We start from the raw sequence: 19,925 nt of genomic DNA on the forward strand, positions 1-19,925 counted from the left end.
GGGGCCGAGGACCAGGGCGTAGACCGCCGAACGCAGCGGGAGTTCGCTGCGGGTCAGGGCGGTCGCCGCGGTCACCCCGATGATCAGCGAGAAGAGGGTGCTCAGGCAGGCGACGAACGCGCTCAGTGAGAGGGCGGCCGGCCATTTGCTGCCGTCGGCGAACAGGGCCTTGTACCAGTTCAGCGTCCACGCCTGCGGCGGGAACGCGGCGAAGGCGTTGTTGCTGAAGGAGGTGACGAGGATGACGACGATCGGCAGCGCCAGGAACAGCAGGATCACGGTGGCGACGGCGGTCAGCGTGATCCGCCCGGCCAGGCTCTTGCGCAGCTCCATCATGACGCGCTCCTCTTCTTGGCACTGGCGCCGAGGGAGCTGATGAGCTTGACCAGCAGCAGTCCGGCGAAGGTGAGCAGCAGCAGGATGACTCCCTGAGCGGCCGCCCCGTTCCACTGGTTCTCTTTCGTCACCTGCTGGTTGATGAGGGTGGCGATCATCGTCTGCTTGGGTCCGCCCATCAGGGCGGGGGTGATGTAGTAGCCCAGCGAGAGGATGAAGCTGAGCAGTCCCGCGCTGGCCAGGCCGGGGGCGACCAGCGGCAGATAGACCCGGCGGAAGATCGTCACGCGTCCCGCGCCCATGCTGGCCGCGGCCGCCAGCAGGCGGCGGTCCACGCCGCGCATCACGCCGTACAGCAGCAGCACCGTGTACGGGAGCATCATCGAGGTGGTGCCGATGACCACGCCCAGCTCGTTGTAGAGCAACTGGAACGGCGCCCCCGGTACCCACAGGTGGGCCAGGGTCTCGTTCACCAGGCCCTTGTCACCCAGCAGGATGATCCAGCCGTAGGTGCGCACCAGAGCGCTGATGAAGTGCGGCACCACCACGACCAGCATGGCCAGGCCCGCCCACAGGGGCTTGAGCCGGGAGATCGCCTGGGCCAGGAGGAACCCGAAGACCAGGCTGAGCAGCGCCGTCTCGGCGGAGATCCGCAGCGTAGTGATCAGGACGGACAGGTTGACGCCTGTCAGCGCGTCGACGTACCAGTGCAGCGTGAACGATCCGTCGGCGTTCTTCAGGCTCAGCAGCAGCGTGGAGAAGATCGGGTAGACGAACAGCACCAGCAGGTAGACGACGACCGGCAGCGCGTACAGGATCCCGACCCTTGTCCGGCGGGAGGACAGCAGTTTGCGCGGGCGGGCAGGAGCCCCCGCGAGGGTGGCGGCCATGGCTCACCCTGCCTGTTCGGTCGGGAAGAGGTTGACGTCGTCGGGGTCAGCGGTGATCCCGACCCGCTCGCCGGCGACCGGGCCCCGGCCGGCGGGTACTTCCAGGCGCAGCAGCGGCGCCTGACCGCCGTCGATGCGCACACCGGCGCGCACCAGGGTGCCCACGTAGGTGGCGGTCTCGACCGTGCCGGTACAGAATCCGTCGTCGGTGGCACAGGCCCGCAGCCGGCCCGGCTGCACAGCGACCTTCACAGAGGTGCCGGGGGCCAGCTGGTGGCGGCGTGCCTTGAGCAGGCCGCCCGTGTTGTCGAGGCGGACCAGGGTGTGCTCCCCGTCATGCTGCTCGACGCGGCCGGGCAGGAAGTTGGCCGCGCCGAGGAAGTCCGCCACGAACGGCGTCTTGGGCCGCTCGAACAGCTCCCTGGGGGTGTCGAACTGCTCGATCAGACCGTTACGCATCACCGCGATACGGTCCGACATCACCAGCGCCTCTTCCTGATCATGCGTCACATAAATGACGGTCAGGCCCAGTTCCTGCTGGATGGTCTTGATCTCGACCTGGAGCTGGTCACGGAGCTTCTTGTCCAGCGCGCCCAGCGGCTCGTCCATGAGGATCACCGGCGGCCGGTAGACCAGCGCCCGGCACAACGCGACACGCTGCTGCTGCCCACCGGACAGCTCACGCGGCCTGCGGCCACCGAACCCGGACAGACCCGCGATCTCCAGCGTCTCCCCCACCCGGCGACGGATCTCGTCCTTCCCCACCCCGCGCAGGGTGAGCGGGAACGCGACGTTCTCAGCGACCGTCATGTGCGGGAAAAGCAGATACTGCTGGAAGACGAAACCCAGGCCCCGCTTCTGCGGCGCCAGCCGGGTGACATCCCGCTCCCCGACGGTGATGGTGCCGGAATCAGGTTCACAGAACCCGGCGATCATCATCAGCGTCGTGGTCTTCCCCGACCCCGAGGCGCCGAGGAAGGTGACGAACTCCCCCGCCGCGATCTCCATGGACGCCTCGTCGACAGCGACAACGTCCCCGTACGTCTTACGCAGAGCCACCACCGACAGCGACTTGCCGGTCGCGGTGGCCGGCTTGCCACCGGCCACCTTGACGGCCGGTGCCGCGACACCGAATTCAGCCACGAGCCCACTCCAACCAGCGCTTGGTGACGGCCGCTTCGTTCTTCAGCCACCAGTCGATGTCCGCGTCGAAACCCTTGTCGTAGTACTTCGGCGCCCCCGCGAGCGCATTGCGCTCATCCTCCGTGAGCTTGGCGTAGGCCAGCGGAGACGACGGGTTCGACGGGAAGGCCTTCGCCAAGGCTGCCTGGCTCTCCGCACGCAGCGAGAAATCCATCAGCTTGTAGGCGTTGTCCACATTCGCCGCACCCTTGGCGATGGCATAGCCCTGGAACTGGCGGCGCATGCCGTTGAGCTGCCGCTCCACCGGCACACCCTGCTTCTGCAGATCGGCGATCCGGCCGTCCCAGACCGTGGACATCGTCACCTCCTGACGGCTGAGCAGCACACCAGGCAGCGGGCCACTGTCCCAGAACTTCTTGATGTGCGGCCGCAGCCGGGTCAGCACCTTGAAGGCACGGTCCACATCCAGCGGATACAGCTTGTCCATCGGCACACCGTCGGCCAGCAGCGCGAACTCCAGCTCCGGCAGGTCCCCGTCCGGGTGGACCATCGCACGGTCGCCCTTGAACGCCCGGGTGTCCCAGAAGTCCGCCCACGACTCCGGCTTGCGACCGCCGAAGGCATCCGTGCGGTAGGCGATGCACTGGCCGTAGAAACTGCTGCCAATGGCATGGTCGGTGACCTGGTTCTCGGGAATCTTCGCGCTCTTCACGCTCTTGACCCGGTCGCGGTCCAGCGTCTCCAAAGCGTCCTGCGCCACGTACTTGAGGTGAGACATCATCGAGTTGTTGATGAGGTCACACTGCGGGCGGCCCTGCTTGATCTGCGCAAGGAGCGGGGCATCGTCCAGGTTCAGCACCTTGACGCTGATACCGGTCTCCTGCGTGAACGGCGTGTAGATCGCCTTCTGCAGAGCCGCACCATAGGAACCGCCGCTGTCGCGGACGACCACCGTCTTGCCGCCCTTACCACCGCTGCCGCCGACCGTCCGGCTGGTGCCGGTACCGCAGGCGGAGAGCGAGGGAAGAGCGGCGAGGGCGGCCAGGCCGCCTGCTCCACGCAGGAGCGCTCTACGGCCGATCTGGGGATCACTCATGACAAGACTCCTCATCTAGGGACGCGTGGGACCAGCTGTGCGGGGGCTTTACCTCGCAGGTGCGGGGGGGTGGATGGTGCAGGGCGGCGAATGACGCCGGCTGGAAGGCCCGGGTGAGTGGCGGGGGGGAAGCCAATGCCGTCGCAGGCGGTGACCGGCAGGGTGGCAGCGGTTTTCACCAGAGCCGCAGCATGAAGGCTTTGTGAGCGGTGAGGCGGAGCGGGGCATGCGGTTGAGGGAGGCGCCGAGCGGTCCATCGGCCGCGGCGACGTTGCTCAGCAGGTAGCTTCGCGAGAGGTCTCGAAGATGACCGGGTTGCGCAGCATCGGCATCACATCACGGTCACGTAGATCTTTGAGTCCGACGCTGCGGCGAGGAGATGGCAGAACTCAAAAGGCCCAGGTCTTCAAGGCGGGGTTGCCGGAGTTCAGGCGTTCCGGGAGCGGGCCGGACTCGGGCGGCGCGAAGGGGTTTGAGAGGTTGATACCAATCAGCGGGCGCCCGAGGCAGAAGGCGAGACGGAGAACAGTCGTCAGCCCCTTGCTGGTGGTGATGCCCAGCAGGGACGTTCAGAAGGCGGTATAGCCGCCGTCGACGGTCAGGACCGATCCGGTCACGTACGACGACTCCGACGATGCGAAGAAGAGCACCGCGTCGGCGACCTCTTCGGGGGTGGCGAGGCGTTGGAGCGGGATCTGGCTCTCGCGCTCACGGCGGTAGCCCTCGGGGTCGGGCCTGCGCTGGAACGCCGCTTCGATGATCGGGGTGGCGGTCAGGCCCGGAGCGACGACGTTGACCCGGATGTTGCGCGGGGCCCATTCGATCGCCGCGCCCTTGGCGAGCATGATGAGGCCCCCCTTGGCGGCGGAATACAAGACCTGCCCGGACATGCCGACCATGCCCAGCCGTGAACTGACGCAGACGAATGATCCCCCTGCCTCGGGCATCAGCGGCGCGAAGTGCTTCATCACCAGGAACGCGCTGAGCAGGTTGCTCTCGAGCACGTTCTTCGCGTCGTCGCAGGCCATCTCGGTGAGCGGACTGACAGCCTGCAGGCCGTGGTTGAGGACGACGACGTCGACGGTGCCGAAGGACTGGGCGGCCTGCTTGGCCAGGTGCTCGACGAACGCCTCGTCGTTGAGGTCTCCGGGAACATACAGGTCGTCGGGCTCAGCGCTGTCGAGCCGCTCCCTGCGGCCGGTGAGCAGCAGGCGCGCGCCCTCGCGCCGGAAGTGGGAACTCACCGCCTCCCCGATGCCACTGCTGGCGCCGGTCACCAGGGCGGCGACGTTCTTGAGTCTCATGTCGGACATTCCTTTACGGGGGGAGGTAGGTCGGGTTGCGCTCGGCAGGGGAATCTCGTCCCGTGCCGGTCAGTTGAGGAATCCGCGGGCGTCGACCGGCCACCGCTGCAGCGACGTGCCCGTGCTGTCGGTGACGATCAGTTCCTCGAAACCGAGGACGACCGGGCACACGTGGTTCGGCACGACCGGTATGACGCTGCCGACGCTGGGGCGGAACTCACCGTCCGGCAGCGGGAGGAACCCGTGGTACTCGTTGACCTTGGACAGGACCGCCTTCGTGCCGGCGATGCCGCCGTAGCCGATCTCGGGGCTGCCTTCTTTGCTGAGGGCCTTGTTGCCCACATCGACGATGACCTGGCCGGGGACCCAGTCACTGACCACAGTGCTGGCGACGAACAGCGCGATCTGGTCCTCCGTGCAGGAGCCCAACCGGGCGTTGTTCAGATCGCCGAAGACGTACTCGCCGGGACGGATCTCGGTGATCACGCTGCTGGTGGAGAACTCGAGGGTGGGAGTGGAGCCGGCGCTGACCACCTCAGCGGTGACCCCGACACCTTCGAGGCTGCGTACCGCGGTGGTGAGCGCGGCCTCCTGGTCCTGCGCGGCGCGCCTGCGAGCGTCCCGACCGGCGCCGCCGTGACCTGGATAGGTGAAGACGCCCACCGGCACCAGACCGCGCTTGCGGGCGGTGAGAGCAAGGTCGCCCGCAGCCTCGGGCGGCGCCCCGGAACGACGGGCGCCACAGTCCACCTCGATCACGACCTGCAGCCGCTCGGGTTCGTCTCCCATCGCGTCGGCGAGGGCCTCGATCGCCGCCGCGTTGTCTACGCCGACCCGCAGCCGGGCGGACTCGGCGAGCCGGCGGATCCGGGTCTTCTTCGTTCCCGAGGGCCAGATCGGGTAGGCGAGAAAGATGTCGTCGAATCCGGCCGCGGCGAAGACCTCGGCCTCACCGACATTGCCCGCGGTGATCCCCACCGCGCCGGCCTCGACCTGACGTCGCCCGATCTCCACACACTTGTGCGTCTTGACGTGCGGCCTGACCTTGAGCTTGTGCTGGTCGGCGAAGCCCTGAACGCGCTCGATGTTGCCCTGCATGACGTCGATCAGCACGATCGGCGCGGGGGTGTCGATCCGCTCGACCAGAGCGTCGAGTGCTCGTTGCAGCCGATTCACGCTGCCCTCCTTGTGGTTCTGCCTGGAATGATCGAGGGGCGCGGGTGCTCACTCCTCCTGGATGCCGACCGCGCGCGGCCCTCGATATCGCGCGCGCTTGCGTACATCGCCGGCGGCCCCGGCCTACACAGCGGTGCAGACCATCTGGATCTCGACCGGACTGTTGAGCGGCAGCCCGGCGACACCGATCGCTGTGCGAGCGTGCCGTCCGTTCTCGCCCAGCACCTCGATGAGCAGTTCACTGGCCGCGTTGGCGACGGTCGACTGCTCACCGAAGTCCGGCGTACTGGCCACGAATACCAGCATCTGCACGATCCGGACCCGCTCCAGATCGCCCACCGCCTGCACAGCGGCGGCGAGCGCGTTGAGCGCGGCATGGCGCGCGAACTCCCGCGCCGTCTCCACCTCGACGTCCCGGCCGACAATGCCCTGGCCCAGCAGCCAACCGTCCTTGTAAGGCAGTTGGCCCGAAATGTAGATGCTGGAATCCACACTCCGGTGGTGCACGTAGTACGGGTTGTCACGGAGCTCGGGGAGGTCCAGACCCAAGGCCTGGAGCCGATCGGAAGCCGAGCCGGTGTTGGCTGCCGAAGCCACGGGCCGGCTCACCGCGCCACCGCCGCGGACGGCACAGGGCACGAACCTTCGTAGCTGACCACGAGAACCCGCTTCGTATGAATCTTGATCATCTGTACTCGGGTCTCCTCTCGAGTACCAGTGCGGCGCGAAACGCCGCATGATGGCTTAAAAGTGCCATCGGATTGTCGTTTGTCGACGATATGGGTGCCTGTCGAGTGCTGTCAATAAGAACTTCAGCCGCGAGCAAGGCCAACGGGGATCAGTTCGAGGATGCGATGCGGCGGTTCAGGGCAGGCGCGCGGTGGCGTGAGATGCCAGGCGCGTTCGGGCCTGGCCGACCGTCTACGGGCGCTTGCGGGTCTGGCGGAACGCCGGCCGCTTCACCGCGCTGCTGGAAGGCCTGATCGTTGAAGTCACTCGCAGCAGTCGACGTCCTGGGCCCCCGGCGACCGACCCGTCATCGTTCTGCTCCTACGCCTTCGTGTCGCCCTCGGGTCGCGCCTCCAGCATGGCCGCACCGAGCCGTGACCACGACTGAGGCCCGGACGCCGCGCCAGTGATCCGGGACGGCGTCCGGGCAGGCCAAGAACGCGTACCTGGACGGACAGCGCGCGTTCGGCGACCGGTGATGCGTGGCGATAAGCGCACCATGCGGGTCAGTGCGTCGTCTCGGCCCTGTCGCAGGTGTGGCATACCACTCTGCGTGCCGGGATACGGCCGTACGAAGCACCCATTCCGATCTGGCGTGTTACCTGCACCTGACGTACGAGGGCGTGGTTCTCGCAGGCGGCCAAGCCGCAGCGCGAGCACACGCCGATGCCGGTGGTGTCGCTGCGCGCCTCCTGGAGGCAGTCGTAGCACCTCATGTCCAACTCCGATTTCAGTAGGGGGCCGGGTATGGCGGCCAACCAGCACGAACAAATCCACTCAGGCCGCGCACACCTACTCAAGGAGCTTGAAAACTAGATCCTAGTTTAGACATTGTCAATATCAAGACGCGATCGCATGACCGAGCGACGCGGACTGTGCTGTCGGTGCGCTCGGTCCTGGAAGACACAACACCCCTACCTCGCCCGCGCAAGAGCCGCACCAGGCATCGCTGTGATGACCCGCAGTCAGGTGATCGGCCTCGGGGAACATCGGTACAGCGGTTATCGGTGAGAACGATCATGGCCTTCTAGCACAGTGATCCCCTTCGCCGCTGAGCGTGGGGCGATGTCGCTGCCCTTGATCACTTTGGCGGACTCGGCGTCGAACCGCTCCTTGCCGACCTTCTCGGCGAACGTGGTCAGGTACTTCACCCGCGTGGCGATCGTTGGCTCCGTCTTGTGGTGAACTACGGCGGCCAAGCGCCCGCAACCAGCGTGCCGAGGGCCGTGCGCTGGTGGGTGACCGAGCGGCCTGCGCGGGTCGTCGTCGCCAGGCCTGCCGATCTCAGCGCGGCCGCGTGGGACGAAGCCGTCGCGTTGCTGACGTGGAGGGCGTTGGCCAGGGATGTCGTGGTGTGAGGCTCGGCTAGGAGGCGCAGGGCGTCCAGCCGGGTACGGCCTAGGATCGCGGCAAGGGCCTCGGCGGAGACGACGGGCCCCGCCGCGGTGGGCGGGAGCCCGGGACCGGCCGGGTACGTCAGGACCGTGGGATGGCCCGGGGTGTCCTGGAGAAGTGGGCCCGCCGGGTGGTGGAAGGTGGGCAGCAAGACCAGGCCACGCCCGTTGAGGCAGACGTCGCGGTCCGGCGCTGCGCCGGGCCATTCCCACACGCCCTCGTGGAGCCGGCTGCCCGGGGCCAGGCCGGTCAAGGTGACTGCCACGCCGTGCTCGGCGACCGTCAGGGCGTAGCGGGTGAATTCCTCACGGTGTAGATCCTGCACGACGGACCAGACCGGGGCGAGGACCGTCTCGAACGCGGTCTGCTGGGCGCGGTGCAGGGTGTGCCAGGCAATCTCGTCGCCCGCGTACAGGCCCCGGATCCAGCGAGGAACGGGCACCGCCCCGTAGACCCGCTCCAGCTCGACTCGGACGAGACCGGGGCTGGTGGCTCGGATCTGTTCGAAGCCGTCGGCCATGGTGTCGCCGATGACGTCGAGGAAGGAGGGCGGGCGGCCCGCGGGAACCAGATCGGCGAGCGGGCTGCTTGCGGCTGGGAGGGAGCGCAGGATGCGGCCGCGCCATGGCGCGAACAGCGGCCCGCCACTCTGGGTCATGGCTGTCGTCAGGGCTGCGTGCAGTTCCTGGAGCGGCGCCGGGCGGCGTGCGAACCGGATACGGGCGAAGTCCTCCGCGGTGAAGTGGACTCGCAGCACTCGCACAGCTCCTCGTCCTGGGCCAGCCTTTCGGCCAGGGCCTGAACCTTCGCGTCGTGACGGCCCCGCACCAAGGATGTTCGTATGACTTCGCGACGCACTCTTTTGAAGGGCACCCTATTCGGCAGTGCCGCCGCCCTGCTGCCCACGGCTGCGTCCGCATCCGGTGGCGGCCCGGCCCTCCGGCTGCCCGCGCCAGCTGGCCCCTACTCCGTCGGCATGCGGACGGTCCATCTGACGGACCCGTCCCGGACCGATCCGTGGGTGGGCGGTGTGCGGGAATTGATGCTGACCGTCCTGTACCCGGCCCGATCGGTACACGGGTTCTCCCGGGCCCCTCAGCTCACCCCCGCCGAGGCTAGGGAGTTCGCCGGCCTCGCGCCCCACATCCATCCCGGACTGCCGCAGTCTGGAATGGTGGACTGGGGCGCGGTCCTCACCCACGGGCACGTGGGCGCGCCGCCGCTTCCCGGGCGACGGCCGGTGCTGGTGTACTCACCGGGCGGCGGTGACTCCCGCACGCTCGGCACAACCCTCGCCGAAGACCTGGCGAGCCACGGCCGAGTGGTCGTCCTCGTCGACCACCCCGGTGACGCTTCCCAGGTGGAGCTGCCGACCGGGCTGCGGACGACCGTCTTGTTCGGGCCACCGGACCCGGCAACCTTCCGCACGATGGTGGACACCCGGATCGCGGACCTCCGGCTCGTCCTGGACCGGCTCAGCTACCTTCCGCTCGCCCGGGTCATGGACTCCCGCCGGATCGGGTTGTACGGGCACTCCGCAGGCGGCACGGCGGCGGTGTACACGGCCCGTGACGATCGCCGGGTCGGCGCGGTGGCGAACCTGGAGGGCTATCTCGACCTGTATCCGACGCTGGCCGGCCTCGACCAGCCGCTGCTGCTGTTCCGCACCGACGGATTCGACGGCGCCGCCCGGATCGAGTCGTCCTGGGCGGGCCTTCCCGGCCACCGCGTGCTGCTCCCCGACGCGAACCACTGGGCGTTCACCGACTACGGCTCGCTCGTCCCTCGACTCCAGACTTCCGGTCTCGTGACAGCGAGGGCGCGGACCGCGCTCGTTGGTACCGGCGACCCTGCGGTGACACTCGCTGAGGTACGGCGCCGGGTGGGGACCTTCTTCGCCCGTCATCTGTCGTAACGGGACTACGTGGCGGCGAGCCGCCCGCTCCAGCCCACAGGTGCATCGGCCGCCTGTCGGCAAACGAATCGTTTGACGACAGGCGGCCGACGTGTCCAATGAACCCGTGCAATCCGGGGGTTCGAGGCGGCGCGAATCCAATCAGATCCGATGGTGATTGCTGACAGAGTTTGACGACAGATAGGGTCCGATCCTCCGTACGGAAGGGGCCAGAAGTGGCGAACCTGGTCTACAAGCGGGTACCGACGGACCAGCAGTCCACCGCCCGGCAGGACCTCGTCCTAGTGGAGGCCGGGATCGAGGACCCGGTCTTCTTCGAAGAGGACCCGGGCACCTCCAGCCGCCTCCATCCGCTCCAGCGCCCGAAGTTCCGCGAACTGCTCACCTCCGCGCGGCCGGCGACACCGTGCACATCTCCGAGATGTTCCGTCTCGTGCGCGGCAACCAGCACATCCTCGACATCCTCGACGTGCTCGGCGTCCTCCACCGCGACCGCCTCGCCCTGCGCATCCACGACGGCTCGTTCTCCGCCATGGACCTCACCGCCCGCCACCCCCGCACCGGCGAACTGTTGTCCACCGTGAGGTTCATGGTGCAGACCCTCGCCGCCGCCGGCGAACTCCAACGCGACCTCCAGCGCAAGCTGACGTACGACGGCCTGCGCGCCGCCGAGGCCAAGGGCGCGAAGGGCGGTCGCCGCCCCGCCGTGGCGGCCACGAAGACCGACGACGTACGCACCGCGTACCTGGAAGGCCGCTCCATCGCGGCCCTTGCCCGCGACCACGGCGTCAGCCGCGGCGCCATCCGTACCGCTGTCGCCGACCTCCTGCCCGACCACACCACCAGCGAGGAGGACGCGCCCGCCCCGGAGCTGCCGGTCACCCTCGATATGCCCGGCAAGATCGCCGACTACTCCGCACCACCGAGCTGGAGCCCGCCGAGCGCGCCGCGCCCGACCAGGGCCTCACCGTACGGCGCGGCCAGGGCTACACCCTGCGCGTGACCGCCGTCCCCGCTATACACCGCCAGCTCCTTGCCCGCTGCCAGCCGCTCGAAGGTGGCCAGGGCCTCCCCGCACTCCCGGCCCAGCGCAAGGCCCGCCGCGAGTTCGAGAACCGGGTCAGCCGCTCACGCCCTGACCTTGATCGTTCTCACCGATAACCGCTGTACCGATGTTCCAAGCGCCGCCAATTGCATCGGATGCGAACTGGCCACGGTATGCGCATCGCGTCCGATGCGATGGGCGGCTATACGGCTGACCAGCGGCGTCGGACGTCTGGGTGGACTGTGACCGTAGTGTTTGGCGCAGGGCAGTGGCGAGCCCTTGTCACTCGTGGGGGTGGATGGTCTGCGGTTTCAGCTCCGGCTCGCATCTGATGCGGTTTCCTCGCATCAGATGCGAGTGACGGAGAGTGGTGGCCGGTGCGGTTCAGAGGGACGGTGCCTGGAGCGGCGACGCTGCACCTGGCAGACGGGGTCGCACTGCTGCGGCCGGAAGACCAGATTTTCAGCGCGATGCTGGGCGGATTCGCCAACCAGCAGCGCGCTCGGAACCTGGCCCGCTCAACGGTCGAGGGCCGGGAGAACACGGTGAAGGCGTTCGCCGCCTACGTGAACGCCTTCCCCTGGCAGTGGACGCCGGCGATGGTCGACGAATGGCTTGGTGACCTGCGCTCATTGCGTGACCTGAAGCGCTCGACGATCCGTTCGTACTCCGAGGCCGTCCGCGCCTTCTGCCACTTCGCCACCGATCCCCTCTACGAGTGGGCCAGCACCTGCGAAGAACGGTTCGGTTCCCACCAGTCCAGGTCGTGCACGAGTGGAACACGGCCGTTCACGTCCAGGACAACGAAGCCGACGCGAAGAAGCGGGCCTTCACCAAGGCAGAACTGCATGCCTTCTTCGCTCACTGTGACGATGAGGTTGCCCGCATCCGGGCCTTCGGCCGCAAGGGCTGGCTGCCAGCCTTCCGTGACGCGACCCTGTTCAAGACCGCGTACGCCTTCGGCACGCGGCGGAACGAGACTCGAATGCTGGACGCCGCCGACTTCGGCCACAACCCGCACGGAGCCGAGTACGGCGAGTTCGGCCTATGCCGGGTCCGCTTCGGCAAGGCCAAGAAGGGCTCCCCTCCCAAGCGCCGTTCCGTGCTGACCGTGTGGGACTGGACTCCCGACATCTTGGACGAGTGGTTCACCGAGGTCCGGCCGTTGTTCGGCGCTGAGGGCAACCCCGCGGGATGGCCCTCGGAGCGCGGACTGGGCATCGGCTGCCAGCGGCTCAACTCCCGCTTCATCGCCTACCGTCAGGCCCTCGGCTTGGACGAAGGGCTGGACTTCCACTCCTTCCGCAGGTCCTACGTCACGCATCTGATCGAGGACGGCTGGGACCCACGGTTCGTCCAGGAACAGGTCGGCCACGACCACGCCAGCACAACCTCGATTTTCACCTGCGTCAGCTCGGACTTCCGCACCCGCACCCTGCGGCGTCACCTCGACGGCACCGTCGCCGCCGCTCTGGAGAGCCCGAACCGGAGGCAGTCGTGAAACGCAAGGTCGGCTACATATGGAAGCTGCGTGAGGTGATGGCCGCGCACGGCATCTTCACCACCACCGAAGTGGTACCGATGCTGCGCGACCGGGGCATCGAGCTGTCCGCCTCGCAGATCCACCGCCTGGTCTCCGGCACCCCGGAGCGGCTCTCCCTCCAAGTACTGGCAGCGCTCTGCGACATCCTCGCCTGCACCCCGGCCGACTTGGTCGTGACAACCGCCGAGAACGCTGGCGTTCGCAAGACCGCGACGGGTGACGTGTCGGCCCCGCCGTCGGCGGTCGCGAAACTGCGGCCCCGGCCGGCCCGGATTCTGCCTGACGCGTGAGCCCGAACCACACCCCGGAAGAGTACGAGCGCTGGCACAAGAGGACCTGCGTCCGCTGCCTGCGGCACGGCTGGTTCGCCGCCCGCTGGCCTGATGGCCACGTCTGCCGCACCTGCCACGACAAGGCCCTTCTGGTCCGCGGCACCTGTCCCGGTTGCGGCGACGAGCGCGCACTTCCCGGCTTGCGGCCCGGCGACGGCACACGGATCTGCTCCGACTGCGCGGACTTCATGATGTCCTACCAATGCTCTCGCTGCGGAACGGAGGACAAGCTCCACCGCGCACGGCTCTGCGAGCCATTCCCGCAGGGCGTGGATGGGGCACAGTTCCTGGTCGGCGGGGGCGAGGATGCGCACCTCCTGGCCGCGCGCGGCCTGGTCGGCCTTGGACCGGCGGATCTTGATAACCAGGGGCTGGTGGGACCTCTTGCGGCCGTCCTCGTCCTCGATCTGCACGGTGCGGATCTTGGCGTCGTGGAGGTTGAGGCGGGCGGGCTCGGAGGCGCGGGCAGCCATCCACCAGGCGATGAGCAGGACGGCGGCGTCCCGCTTGCCGCGCGCGGTGGTGCGGTCCAGGGTGCGCACCATGAGGCGCAGTTCGTCCAGGTCGACGCCGTCCGCCTGCAGCGGGCCCGGCTCCACCAGGGGGTCGCCTGTCTCCTCGCCGGCACGGTGGCGGATGACGAGCTGGCGGGCCTTAACCTCCTTGTCCGACAGCGGCTCGCCCTGGATGGCGCGCATCGCGCGCAGGGCTTCAGCAGCAACGCGAATCCAAGCCGCGTCGCCTCGGGCGTTGGCTGTCGGGGGGCTTGTGCGCGGAATTCCAACCATCGCGCGCGTAAAGTCAACGACGCCTCGCGTGAAGCTGCCTACGGTCGGGATCCGAACAGCCCCCCAATTCGCGCGGGAGAGACTCCCGCACCGGGGGATCATCGGGTCGAGAGGATCGGTACACATGCCTGGAGTGAAGAAAGCTCTCATCGTTCTCGTGGCAGCTTCCACGGCAACGCTCATGGCCAGCACATCTGCGTCTGCCGGTGACGAGGGGTGGGAGGATGCGGGTTGGTACTCAGCCGACGCGGCTTTTCCGTCGGGAACGATTTGCGTCCCAGGGGATAGTGTTGGCAACCAGGCATGCTTCCGCAAGAACGGCGACCAGTGGTTTGTCTATGACGGAGAGGCGGATCTGCTCTCGCCTTACGTCAACTGGCAGAACCGGCTCTCCTACGACAACGGGTCCACCTGGCAAAGCATCCCCTATCGTAGCGGAAAATGCCGGAACTCATGGCCCAACGGCAATTGGGGCGTCTGCAATAAGGATTTTTACGAATCCTCCAGCCTCAACAAGATCGGGGGACATGGCAGCCAGGTCCGCTTCCAGCTGTGCCTGACCAGCGGCTTCGACGGCAACGGCTGCTACGCGTGGTCGAATTGGATCGACAACAACGGCTGATCGCCACATAGGCCCCGAACTCCTAGAGCGGGCCTGCGACGTGGACGGCCGCGCTGGCCGCGGATCGGCGGGATGGCATCGAGAAGCGGCAGTAATTTTCTCCGGCGGGTCCACCATGCCTGGTCATCCTGTCCGGCTGCGGCACCCAAGACGATGAACGCGACCACGCCTAGCCCTGTGATTCCGCGCACGGCTGTTGATGATTCGCGCACGCCAGGTACGGCAGGTTTCTGTAGTCTCGCGGCGGCATCCCGTAGGTGGCCCGGAACAGGCGGCTGAAGTGCGTCGGGTCGGTGAAGCCCCAACGGGAGGCGATGGCCTGGATCGGGCGGGCGTTCAGGCGAGAGTCGGCCAGGTCAAGGCGGCAGCGTTCCAGACGGCGGTGGCGTATCCAGGCTGCCGGCGACGTGTCGTCCTCGGCGAGCAACTGCTGAAGATGGCGCAGGGAGATGTGGTGGGCGTCCGCGATCGCCTGAGGGGTCATGGCCGGGTCGGCGAGGTGCTGCTCGACGAACGCGCTGATCTGAGCCCGCAGGGCGCTCCGGCGAGCCTCCGGGCTCAGCGTCTCCTCAGCCTCCAGACAGCGGCCGAGCGTGGACGCCAAGAGGTCCAGGGTGACCGAGGCGAGGGTGGGGATGTCGGCGGGGCTGAACTCGCCGGCGCGTACGTTGAGGTCGGTCAGCCAGCGGGCAAACACCCCACCCATGCCGCTGCGCCCGCTGATCGGGACAGCGAGCAGGCGCTGCACCGTCTTCTCCGGCAGCGGCAGCAGCTTGTGAGGAAGCTGCACAATCAGTTGCGACCAGCTGTCCTGAAGGGCATGGCGGTGGGCATCGAAGGGATGACTGCTGTCCAGCACCGTGAGGTCGCCCGCATGGAACGTCGTATCATTCCCGGCCTGGGAAAAAGCCCCCTCCGCACCGAGCATGTAACTGATCATGTACACCTCGGGGTCGGACTGCCGGATGATCTTCGCTGTCCGCGCGATCTCCAGATGCGGGAAGGACAGTGCGGACACCTGTAACTCCCCCAAGTCCAGGACCTGCATCCTGGCTCTGAAGTCGTCCTTGTCGTTGCTGCGCAGCAGATTGCGTAGGTGCGACTCTGCTGTGGTTTCTTCGAACAGCGCGAACCGCTCCGGCGCCGCCACTACCTCCGTGCTGAACTCCGTCACCAGCATTCCCAGCCCCCCGTAGCCGGTTCCTCTGTGGCTTCGAACGTGGCACGGGGAGGAACGCGCAGTCCAGCAGCACTTCGGTCACATATGCCGCCACGCACCTCCTTGCGGACAACGAAGTCTCAAGATCAAGACACATCGAGTTTTAGAAACACGCACTAACCTTGACATTTAACGACCGGCGTCGAACGCGACTCGAACTTGATCAGCGTTTTCGCAGTTGAGCGGACACGACGACCGCCGCCGGCGAACGTGATCCTCCCGCAGACCGGACAGGTCAGCAGCCGGATGATGCCGGTGTCGCCGTTCCATTCCGCCTCGGCGAGCATCAGCGCGAGCCCCATTATCCGGTCGGCCGTCCTGCGTGCCCGGTACGCATGGGCCCGGCATACGTCGTCGCAGTAGAAGCGCCGCGGCGAGGTGTGCCTCGGCAGTCGGGCCCCGCAGGAGGCGCAAGCGGATGCGGGCCATGCCTCCAGCGTCGCTCGTTTCCAGACGTCCGGCCCTCGGAGCCGCCGGGGGAGAGACGGGTGTGTCCGACTCCCGTGTATCAAAATAAGAGCAAACAGCCGAACGCCATGGTCACCGGGCGGTACCTGTCCGTACGCGGGTGCCCGAGCCCGGAGGGGCGCAATGTTCGTCTCGAACCTGCACGTTCCGAATTGGCTCGACACGAACCGAAACGATGGGCCAGCTGGACGACGGCCCGCAGTGATCACCTCGCGTACCCCCGAAGCCGTGCGGCAGGAGCTGTGGGCCCTGCTCGCGGTCCACCAGGCCATCCGCTGGCTTGCGCACTCCGCTGCGGCGAGGAGTCCAGTCGTTGACGCAGATAGGCTCTCCTACCTCCGCTGTGTGCGTATCGCACGCCGCAGCGTGCCGTCCCAACACGACGCCTCCGGGCGAAAGCTGACCAGAGCCTGGACGGAGGCCACCCAGGAAGCACGCTCCCGCCTGCTGCCACCGCGATCTAGCCGGTCCTGGCCACGCGCGGTTAAGAAGCCGCTGCGGTGGCCAATCCTGAGAACCCGGAGCGGTCGCAGCAAGGTCGACCCTGGCCGGTGGGCGCACAACCAGACCAGTAAGCAGCGTAAGCACAGGGGCGCTGGCCGACCCGTGGCATATGCCTTCCAGACTCCGCGTCCTCCCTGACGCGAATCCGCGACCGTCGCTGAGCGTGGCTCGTACGGCTCATGGCATGTCCCCTCTTACGGCTCAGGCGACTGAGCCGGTACGTTCTCAGGCGAAAATGCTGGACCGTCGTTGCTTTGCTGTAGGTGTTGCAGCCGAACCGGCCGATACCCGCGTGCCTCCAGGTCCTCCATGTCGATCTCGGTTCGCTCCCGTAGTGCGTGGAGGTACTCGCGAACGACCTTCCTGATGCCCAGTAGAAGCACGAGGGTGAAGCTCCAGCAGATGCAAAGCCACGACGTCCAAGCGAGCCAACGGGCGGGGCCGTGCGCATCGACAGCAGCCCAGAGGCAGACCAGGATGAGCACCCCGGCCAGCAGAGTGGCAGTAAACACGCCCAAAAGCGTGAAGCGCACTTGCGAAACAAGATGCTCATCGAACGACTCAAGCTGATCCCAGAGCTCGCCTTCCCGCTTCTCTCCTTGTTGTCTGGACTCCCGGCGCACCTGCCGTAGCGACTGCACCTTGCCCGCTTCCTCTTGCATGAGCAGGTGGAGCTCGACGAAGAGCAGAAGCAGCAGCGCGAGCAGAGCCGCCGAGGAGATGGCCGCGTAGTCGTCGCTCATGGCCAAGCGACGACCACTAAGGAAGAAGAGCCACAGCGGACCAAGAACAGCCAGGAGGAAGAACGGCCCCACCATGAGCATGACGGCCGCGATGGAGCCGAACAGATTGAACGGAGCTGAGTCTCTGAGCCGGTCCAACAGGTATTCCCCTTGCCGCCAGTCGAAGTCAGGTAGGTCTGCTACATCCAACTGACCATTGAAGCCGGTGCGTTGGCCGTATGTTGCCGGTCTGCGCCTACAAGAAGCGCTCTGCAGTCTGAGCCACCCGGGTACGCCGTGCATCTCCCCTTCGTGTGACCTAACGCAACTGCATTGGCCTTCGTCGGCCCCCGCACTACCGCTCCCCTCCGTACCGCCCGGCGCGGGCAGGAGGTGTTGGGCCGGGGCCGGAGCGCGCCGGACGGCATCGCGGCCTGGGTGGCTGGAGCTCGCCGCCGGGAGGAAATCGGCGGTGATGCGGCGGCCCGCCCGGCAGAATCGGGTGATCGACACGCCCTTTGGGGGAGCTATGCAGGAACTCCGCTTCGACGACGACATCCGGTTCACCGTGGCGGTCGGCAGCGACCAGACGTGGCTGCACCGCGCGTTGGGGGCCCACGAGCTGAGCGTCCAGCTCGCCGTCGGGGTGTCGCCCTTCACCGAGGCCGGGAAGATCCTCGCCCTGGAGGCGGACCTGTTCGGCTTCGAGGCGACGGGGCAGCGCTCCCGGCTCGCCCGGACCACGGCGAACCTGGCGTACACGCCGACGGTGACCGTCCATCGCGTGAACCTGTCGTTCCCGCTGACGTCGTTGCAGGTCCACGCGATCGAGGAGGGCCGTACCGGCGACGTTCGGTTCGAGATCGACCTCAACGCGACCCTGCCGCAGGCGCCCGGGTATCCGGGGAGCGCCCAGGAGACGGCGCACATCACCATCGCCAAGAGCCGGTGGGAACAGCAGCTCGCGCAGTTGGGGCCGTCCGCGGCGTTCGAGATGGCCGTGCCGTACCCGCTCGGCGATCCGGAGCGGGACGAGGTCGGACGGATGCTGCGGGAGGCGCAGAGGCTGCTGACCGCGGGCGAGGTCCGGGCGTCGATCCTGGAGGTCAGGCGGGCGCTGGAGTGGGTCAGGGAGAACGTCACCTGGGACAACCCCGGATCGAGGAAGCAGGCCAGCCAGTGCAACCAGACCGAGCGGTGGTGGCGGATCCAGGACGCCTTGTACAGCCAGACCTGCGGCGCCCTGCACAACGACGCGGTCACCAAGACCTTCAAGTACGACCAGGCCGAGGCGGAGACGCTCCTGGCTATGACCTCCGCACTGCTGCGCAACGTGCCCGTCACCGGCGCGTGACGGGGTCGGCCCGACGCCCGCCCCGCGACCGAAACGAGGACCGCATGTGCCGGTGGGCCCGCCCGGCGCGCAGCCGGTCCCCAATGCCGCGGTGCGCGCCTTCGCCGAACGCGCGGTGGGCCGCATCACTGACTGGGCGGATACGTCGTGGACACGGGTCAACAGCCGCGTGTGGCGGGCCACCGGTCGAGCCGGCGGCACCTGGTACGTGAAGATCCATCAGCGAGCGCTTCCACCAGCGGGAGGTGACGGCGTACCGCGAGTGGACCTGCGCGCTCGGCCACCGAGCCCCCCGCCTGGTGGCCGCCGACCCGCGGCACAGGGCGGTCGTGGTGACAGCGCTGCCCGGCCGCACCCTGTTCGGCGCGGTCCTGGACCGTGCCACCGAGCTGCGGGTGCATCAGGGTCTGGGGGAAATCGCCGCGCTCTTCCACCGCGCCGCACCGGCCCGGCAGCCGGACGCCCACCTGCCCTCCCCGGCCGCGAAATTGGAGCGTCATCTGGAGGCCGCCCGCCCGTATCTGCGCGACGGCGACGAAGCGCTGCTGCGCACCCTTGCCGCCCGGCACGCGGTCTTGCCGCCGTGCCACCAGGTGCCCACCATCGGTGATCTGCAGCTGCGCAACGCCCTGCTCGCCGACGACGGCTCCCTTGGCGTCGTCGACTTTGAGCGCGCTGAGTACGGGCCGGCCTTACGGGACCTGGTCCGCCTGAGCGATCACTGGGACGGCCGGGACGACCTGCGCGAGGCCTTCCTCACCGGCTACGGCCAGCCGCTGACACCGCACGAGGAGGAGCGGCTGGTGTGCGAGGCCGGCTTCGACGCGCTGTCCGGCATTCAGTTCGGCATGGCGCACGGCGATCCGGAGCTCGTAGAACGCGGCCGCCGCACCCTGACCCGCATCCACCGCCGCTGACGCGGCCGAACAGACCGGAAGGACCACGCGAGTTGGGACACAGCACACAGGCGGACTGGCACGCCCACTATGCCGCGGGGAAGGGCTACAGGCCGCTGACGGATGCCGAGCGGGCCCTGCTCGCCCAGCACGCTCCCGCCCCCGAAGCGGGCGGGCGGGCCCTGGACGTGGGCTGCGGTACCGGTGAACTGGCCGTACACCTGGCCGAGACGGGCTACAGCGTCGACGCGGTGGACTGGGCCGACAGTGCCCTGGCCCGGGCCGACGGCACGGCGGGCGTGAACTGGCTGCGGCTGGATGTCGAACGCGATGACCTCACGCCGCTGGCGGTGGACGGTTATGACCTGATCGCCCTCCGCCTCGTCTACGCCTTCTTCCACGACCGCATCCGCATCCTGCGCGACATGGCAGACCGGTTGCGCGGGCG

The 19,925-nt window shown here is 67.8% G+C and carries 20 protein-coding genes and 3 pseudogenes; 10 read left to right on the plus strand and 13 right to left on the minus strand.

Annotation, left to right across the window (positions count from 1 at the left end; genetic code table 11):
• The 7 genes and pseudogenes from NW895_RS40480 to NW895_RS40510 form a co-directional block, all read right to left on the minus strand.
• Positions 1–336: pseudogene (locus tag NW895_RS40480) on the minus strand (ABC transporter permease); the annotation flags it as partial.
• Positions 333–1,226, minus strand: a complete 894-nt coding sequence (locus NW895_RS40485; protein ID WP_289942212.1) for an ABC transporter permease — start codon at positions 1,224–1,226, stop codon at positions 333–335. The pseudogene NW895_RS40480 and the gene NW895_RS40485, both read right to left, overlap by 4 nt.
• A gap of 3 nt (positions 1,227–1,229) precedes the next feature.
• Positions 1,230–2,369 (minus strand): ABC transporter ATP-binding protein, encoded by a 1,140-nt coding sequence (locus NW895_RS40490; RefSeq protein ID WP_289942214.1) that lies wholly within the window; start codon positions 2,367–2,369, stop codon positions 1,230–1,232.
• Positions 2,362–3,465, minus strand: a complete 1,104-nt coding sequence (locus NW895_RS40495) for an ABC transporter substrate-binding protein (RefSeq protein ID WP_289942217.1) — start codon at positions 3,463–3,465, stop codon at positions 2,362–2,364. Before NW895_RS40495 ends, NW895_RS40490 begins: the two co-directional genes overlap by 8 nt.
• 569 nt (positions 3,466–4,034) lie before the next feature.
• Positions 4,035–4,769, minus strand: coding sequence for an SDR family NAD(P)-dependent oxidoreductase (locus NW895_RS40500; RefSeq protein WP_289942219.1), 735 nt, complete (start codon positions 4,767–4,769; stop codon positions 4,035–4,037).
• A 69-nt stretch (positions 4,770–4,838) separates the two neighbouring features.
• Positions 4,839–5,945, minus strand: a complete 1,107-nt coding sequence (locus NW895_RS40505; protein WP_289942220.1) for an alanine racemase — start codon at positions 5,943–5,945, stop codon at positions 4,839–4,841.
• 123 nt (positions 5,946–6,068) lie between these two features.
• On the minus strand, positions 6,069–6,542 hold the full coding sequence (locus NW895_RS40510) for a RidA family protein (RefSeq protein WP_289942221.1): 474 nt from the start codon (positions 6,540–6,542) through the stop codon (positions 6,069–6,071).
• A gap of 239 nt (positions 6,543–6,781) precedes the next feature.
• Here NW895_RS40510 and NW895_RS40515 point away from each other — a divergent pair.
• Positions 6,782–6,936 (plus strand): annotated as a pseudogene (locus NW895_RS40515) (transposase); the annotation flags it as partial.
• 244 nt (positions 6,937–7,180) lie between these two features.
• On the opposite strand, the gene NW895_RS41405 reads toward NW895_RS40515, so the two are convergent.
• From NW895_RS41405 to NW895_RS40525, 3 genes are all read right to left on the minus strand, one after another.
• Complete coding sequence (locus tag NW895_RS41405; protein WP_354670164.1) at positions 7,181–7,390, minus strand: DUF2180 family protein; 210 nt, start codon at positions 7,388–7,390, stop codon at positions 7,181–7,183.
• A 285-nt stretch (positions 7,391–7,675) separates the two neighbouring features.
• A complete protein-coding gene (locus tag NW895_RS40520; protein WP_289942222.1) occupies positions 7,676–7,825 on the minus strand; it encodes a hypothetical protein in 150 nt (49 codons plus the stop codon).
• 35 nt (positions 7,826–7,860) lie between these two features.
• On the minus strand, positions 7,861–8,826 hold the full coding sequence (locus tag NW895_RS40525; RefSeq protein WP_289942224.1) for a winged helix-turn-helix domain-containing protein: 966 nt from the start codon (positions 8,824–8,826) through the stop codon (positions 7,861–7,863).
• Between the two features lie 84 nt (positions 8,827–8,910).
• Here NW895_RS40525 and NW895_RS40530 point away from each other — a divergent pair, with 84 nt between their 5' ends.
• From NW895_RS40530 to NW895_RS40555, 6 genes are all read left to right on the plus strand, one after another.
• Positions 8,911–9,984: an acetylhydrolase gene (locus NW895_RS40530; protein WP_289942225.1), complete on the plus strand. Its 1,074-nt coding sequence runs from the start codon at positions 8,911–8,913 to the stop codon at positions 9,982–9,984.
• A gap of 421 nt (positions 9,985–10,405) precedes the next feature.
• Positions 10,406–10,987, plus strand: a complete 582-nt coding sequence (locus NW895_RS40535; RefSeq protein WP_289942226.1) for a hypothetical protein — start codon at positions 10,406–10,408, stop codon at positions 10,985–10,987.
• 808 nt (positions 10,988–11,795) lie between these two features.
• Positions 11,796–12,530: a site-specific integrase gene (locus tag NW895_RS40540; RefSeq protein WP_289942227.1), complete on the plus strand. Its 735-nt coding sequence runs from the start codon at positions 11,796–11,798 to the stop codon at positions 12,528–12,530.
• On the plus strand, positions 12,527–12,862 hold the full coding sequence (locus NW895_RS40545; protein WP_289942228.1) for a helix-turn-helix transcriptional regulator: 336 nt from the start codon (positions 12,527–12,529) through the stop codon (positions 12,860–12,862). The genes NW895_RS40540 and NW895_RS40545 overlap by 4 nt, the downstream gene beginning before the upstream one ends.
• Positions 12,859–13,902, plus strand: coding sequence for a hypothetical protein (locus NW895_RS40550; protein ID WP_289942230.1), 1,044 nt, complete (start codon positions 12,859–12,861; stop codon positions 13,900–13,902). The genes NW895_RS40545 and NW895_RS40550 overlap by 4 nt, the downstream gene beginning before the upstream one ends.
• Complete coding sequence (locus tag NW895_RS40555) at positions 13,874–14,314, plus strand: hypothetical protein (protein WP_289942231.1); 441 nt, start codon at positions 13,874–13,876, stop codon at positions 14,312–14,314. The genes NW895_RS40550 and NW895_RS40555 overlap by 29 nt, the downstream gene beginning before the upstream one ends.
• Positions 14,315–14,483: 169 nt before the next feature.
• On the opposite strand, the gene NW895_RS40560 is transcribed toward NW895_RS40555, so the two are convergent.
• The 3 genes from NW895_RS40560 to NW895_RS40570 all read right to left on the minus strand — a co-directional run bounded on the left by NW895_RS40560 (position 14,484) and on the right by NW895_RS40570 (position 17,437).
• Positions 14,484–15,494 (minus strand): helix-turn-helix domain-containing protein, encoded by a 1,011-nt coding sequence (locus NW895_RS40560; protein WP_289942232.1) that lies wholly within the window; start codon positions 15,492–15,494, stop codon positions 14,484–14,486.
• A gap of 155 nt (positions 15,495–15,649) precedes the next feature.
• The gene (locus NW895_RS40565) at positions 15,650–15,835 is read right to left on the minus strand and encodes a hypothetical protein (RefSeq protein ID WP_289942233.1); all 186 of its coding nucleotides are present in this window, start codon (positions 15,833–15,835) and stop codon (positions 15,650–15,652) included.
• 864 nt (positions 15,836–16,699) lie between these two features.
• On the minus strand, positions 16,700–17,437 hold the full coding sequence (locus tag NW895_RS40570; RefSeq protein WP_289942237.1) for a hypothetical protein: 738 nt from the start codon (positions 17,435–17,437) through the stop codon (positions 16,700–16,702).
• A 319-nt stretch (positions 17,438–17,756) separates the two neighbouring features.
• Here NW895_RS40570 and NW895_RS40575 point away from each other — a divergent pair, with 319 nt between their 5' ends.
• From NW895_RS40575 to NW895_RS40585, 3 genes and pseudogenes are all read left to right on the plus strand, one after another.
• A complete protein-coding gene (locus tag NW895_RS40575) occupies positions 17,757–18,581 on the plus strand; it encodes a hypothetical protein (RefSeq protein ID WP_289942238.1) in 825 nt (274 codons plus the stop codon).
• A gap of 245 nt (positions 18,582–18,826) precedes the next feature.
• Positions 18,827–19,498 (plus strand): aminoglycoside phosphotransferase family protein, encoded by a 672-nt coding sequence (locus NW895_RS40580; RefSeq protein ID WP_289942239.1) that lies wholly within the window; start codon positions 18,827–18,829, stop codon positions 19,496–19,498.
• Positions 19,387–19,860 (plus strand): annotated as a pseudogene (locus tag NW895_RS40585) (methyltransferase domain-containing protein); the annotation flags it as partial. The gene NW895_RS40580 and the pseudogene NW895_RS40585, both read left to right, overlap by 112 nt.
• Positions 19,861–19,925 lie beyond the last annotated feature (65 nt).

This window comes from Streptomyces sp. S.PNR 29 (assembly GCF_030386795.1).
Lineage (GTDB): Bacteria > Actinomycetota > Actinomycetes > Streptomycetales > Streptomycetaceae > Streptomyces.

What these genes read in the sequence shown, in the direction of transcription:
- NW895_RS40495 (WP_289942217.1), bottom strand. Translation starts at nt 3,465, where the DNA reads ATGAGTGATCCCCAGATCGGCCGTAGAGCGCTCCTGCGTGGAGCAGGC.
- NW895_RS40575 (WP_289942238.1), top strand. Translation starts at nt 17,757, where the DNA reads ATGCAGGAACTCCGCTTCGACGACGACATCCGGTTCACCGTGGCGGTC.
- NW895_RS40535 (WP_289942226.1), top strand. Translation starts at nt 10,406, where the DNA reads ATGTTCCGTCTCGTGCGCGGCAACCAGCACATCCTCGACATCCTCGAC.
- NW895_RS40565 (WP_289942233.1), bottom strand. Translation starts at nt 15,835, where the DNA reads ATGGGGCTCGCGCTGATGCTCGCCGAGGCGGAATGGAACGGCGACACC.
- NW895_RS40555 (WP_289942231.1), top strand. Translation starts at nt 13,874, where the DNA reads ATGGCCAGCACATCTGCGTCTGCCGGTGACGAGGGGTGGGAGGATGCG.
- NW895_RS41405 (WP_354670164.1), bottom strand. Translation starts at nt 7,390, where the DNA reads ATGAGGTGCTACGACTGCCTCCAGGAGGCGCGCAGCGACACCACCGGC.
- NW895_RS40560 (WP_289942232.1), bottom strand. Translation starts at nt 15,494, where the DNA reads ATGCTGGTGACGGAGTTCAGCACGGAGGTAGTGGCGGCGCCGGAGCGG.
- NW895_RS40530 (WP_289942225.1), top strand. Translation starts at nt 8,911, where the DNA reads ATGACTTCGCGACGCACTCTTTTGAAGGGCACCCTATTCGGCAGTGCC.
- NW895_RS40485 (WP_289942212.1), bottom strand. Translation starts at nt 1,226, where the DNA reads ATGGCCGCCACCCTCGCGGGGGCTCCTGCCCGCCCGCGCAAACTGCTG.
- NW895_RS40500 (WP_289942219.1), bottom strand. Translation starts at nt 4,769, where the DNA reads ATGAGACTCAAGAACGTCGCCGCCCTGGTGACCGGCGCCAGCAGTGGC.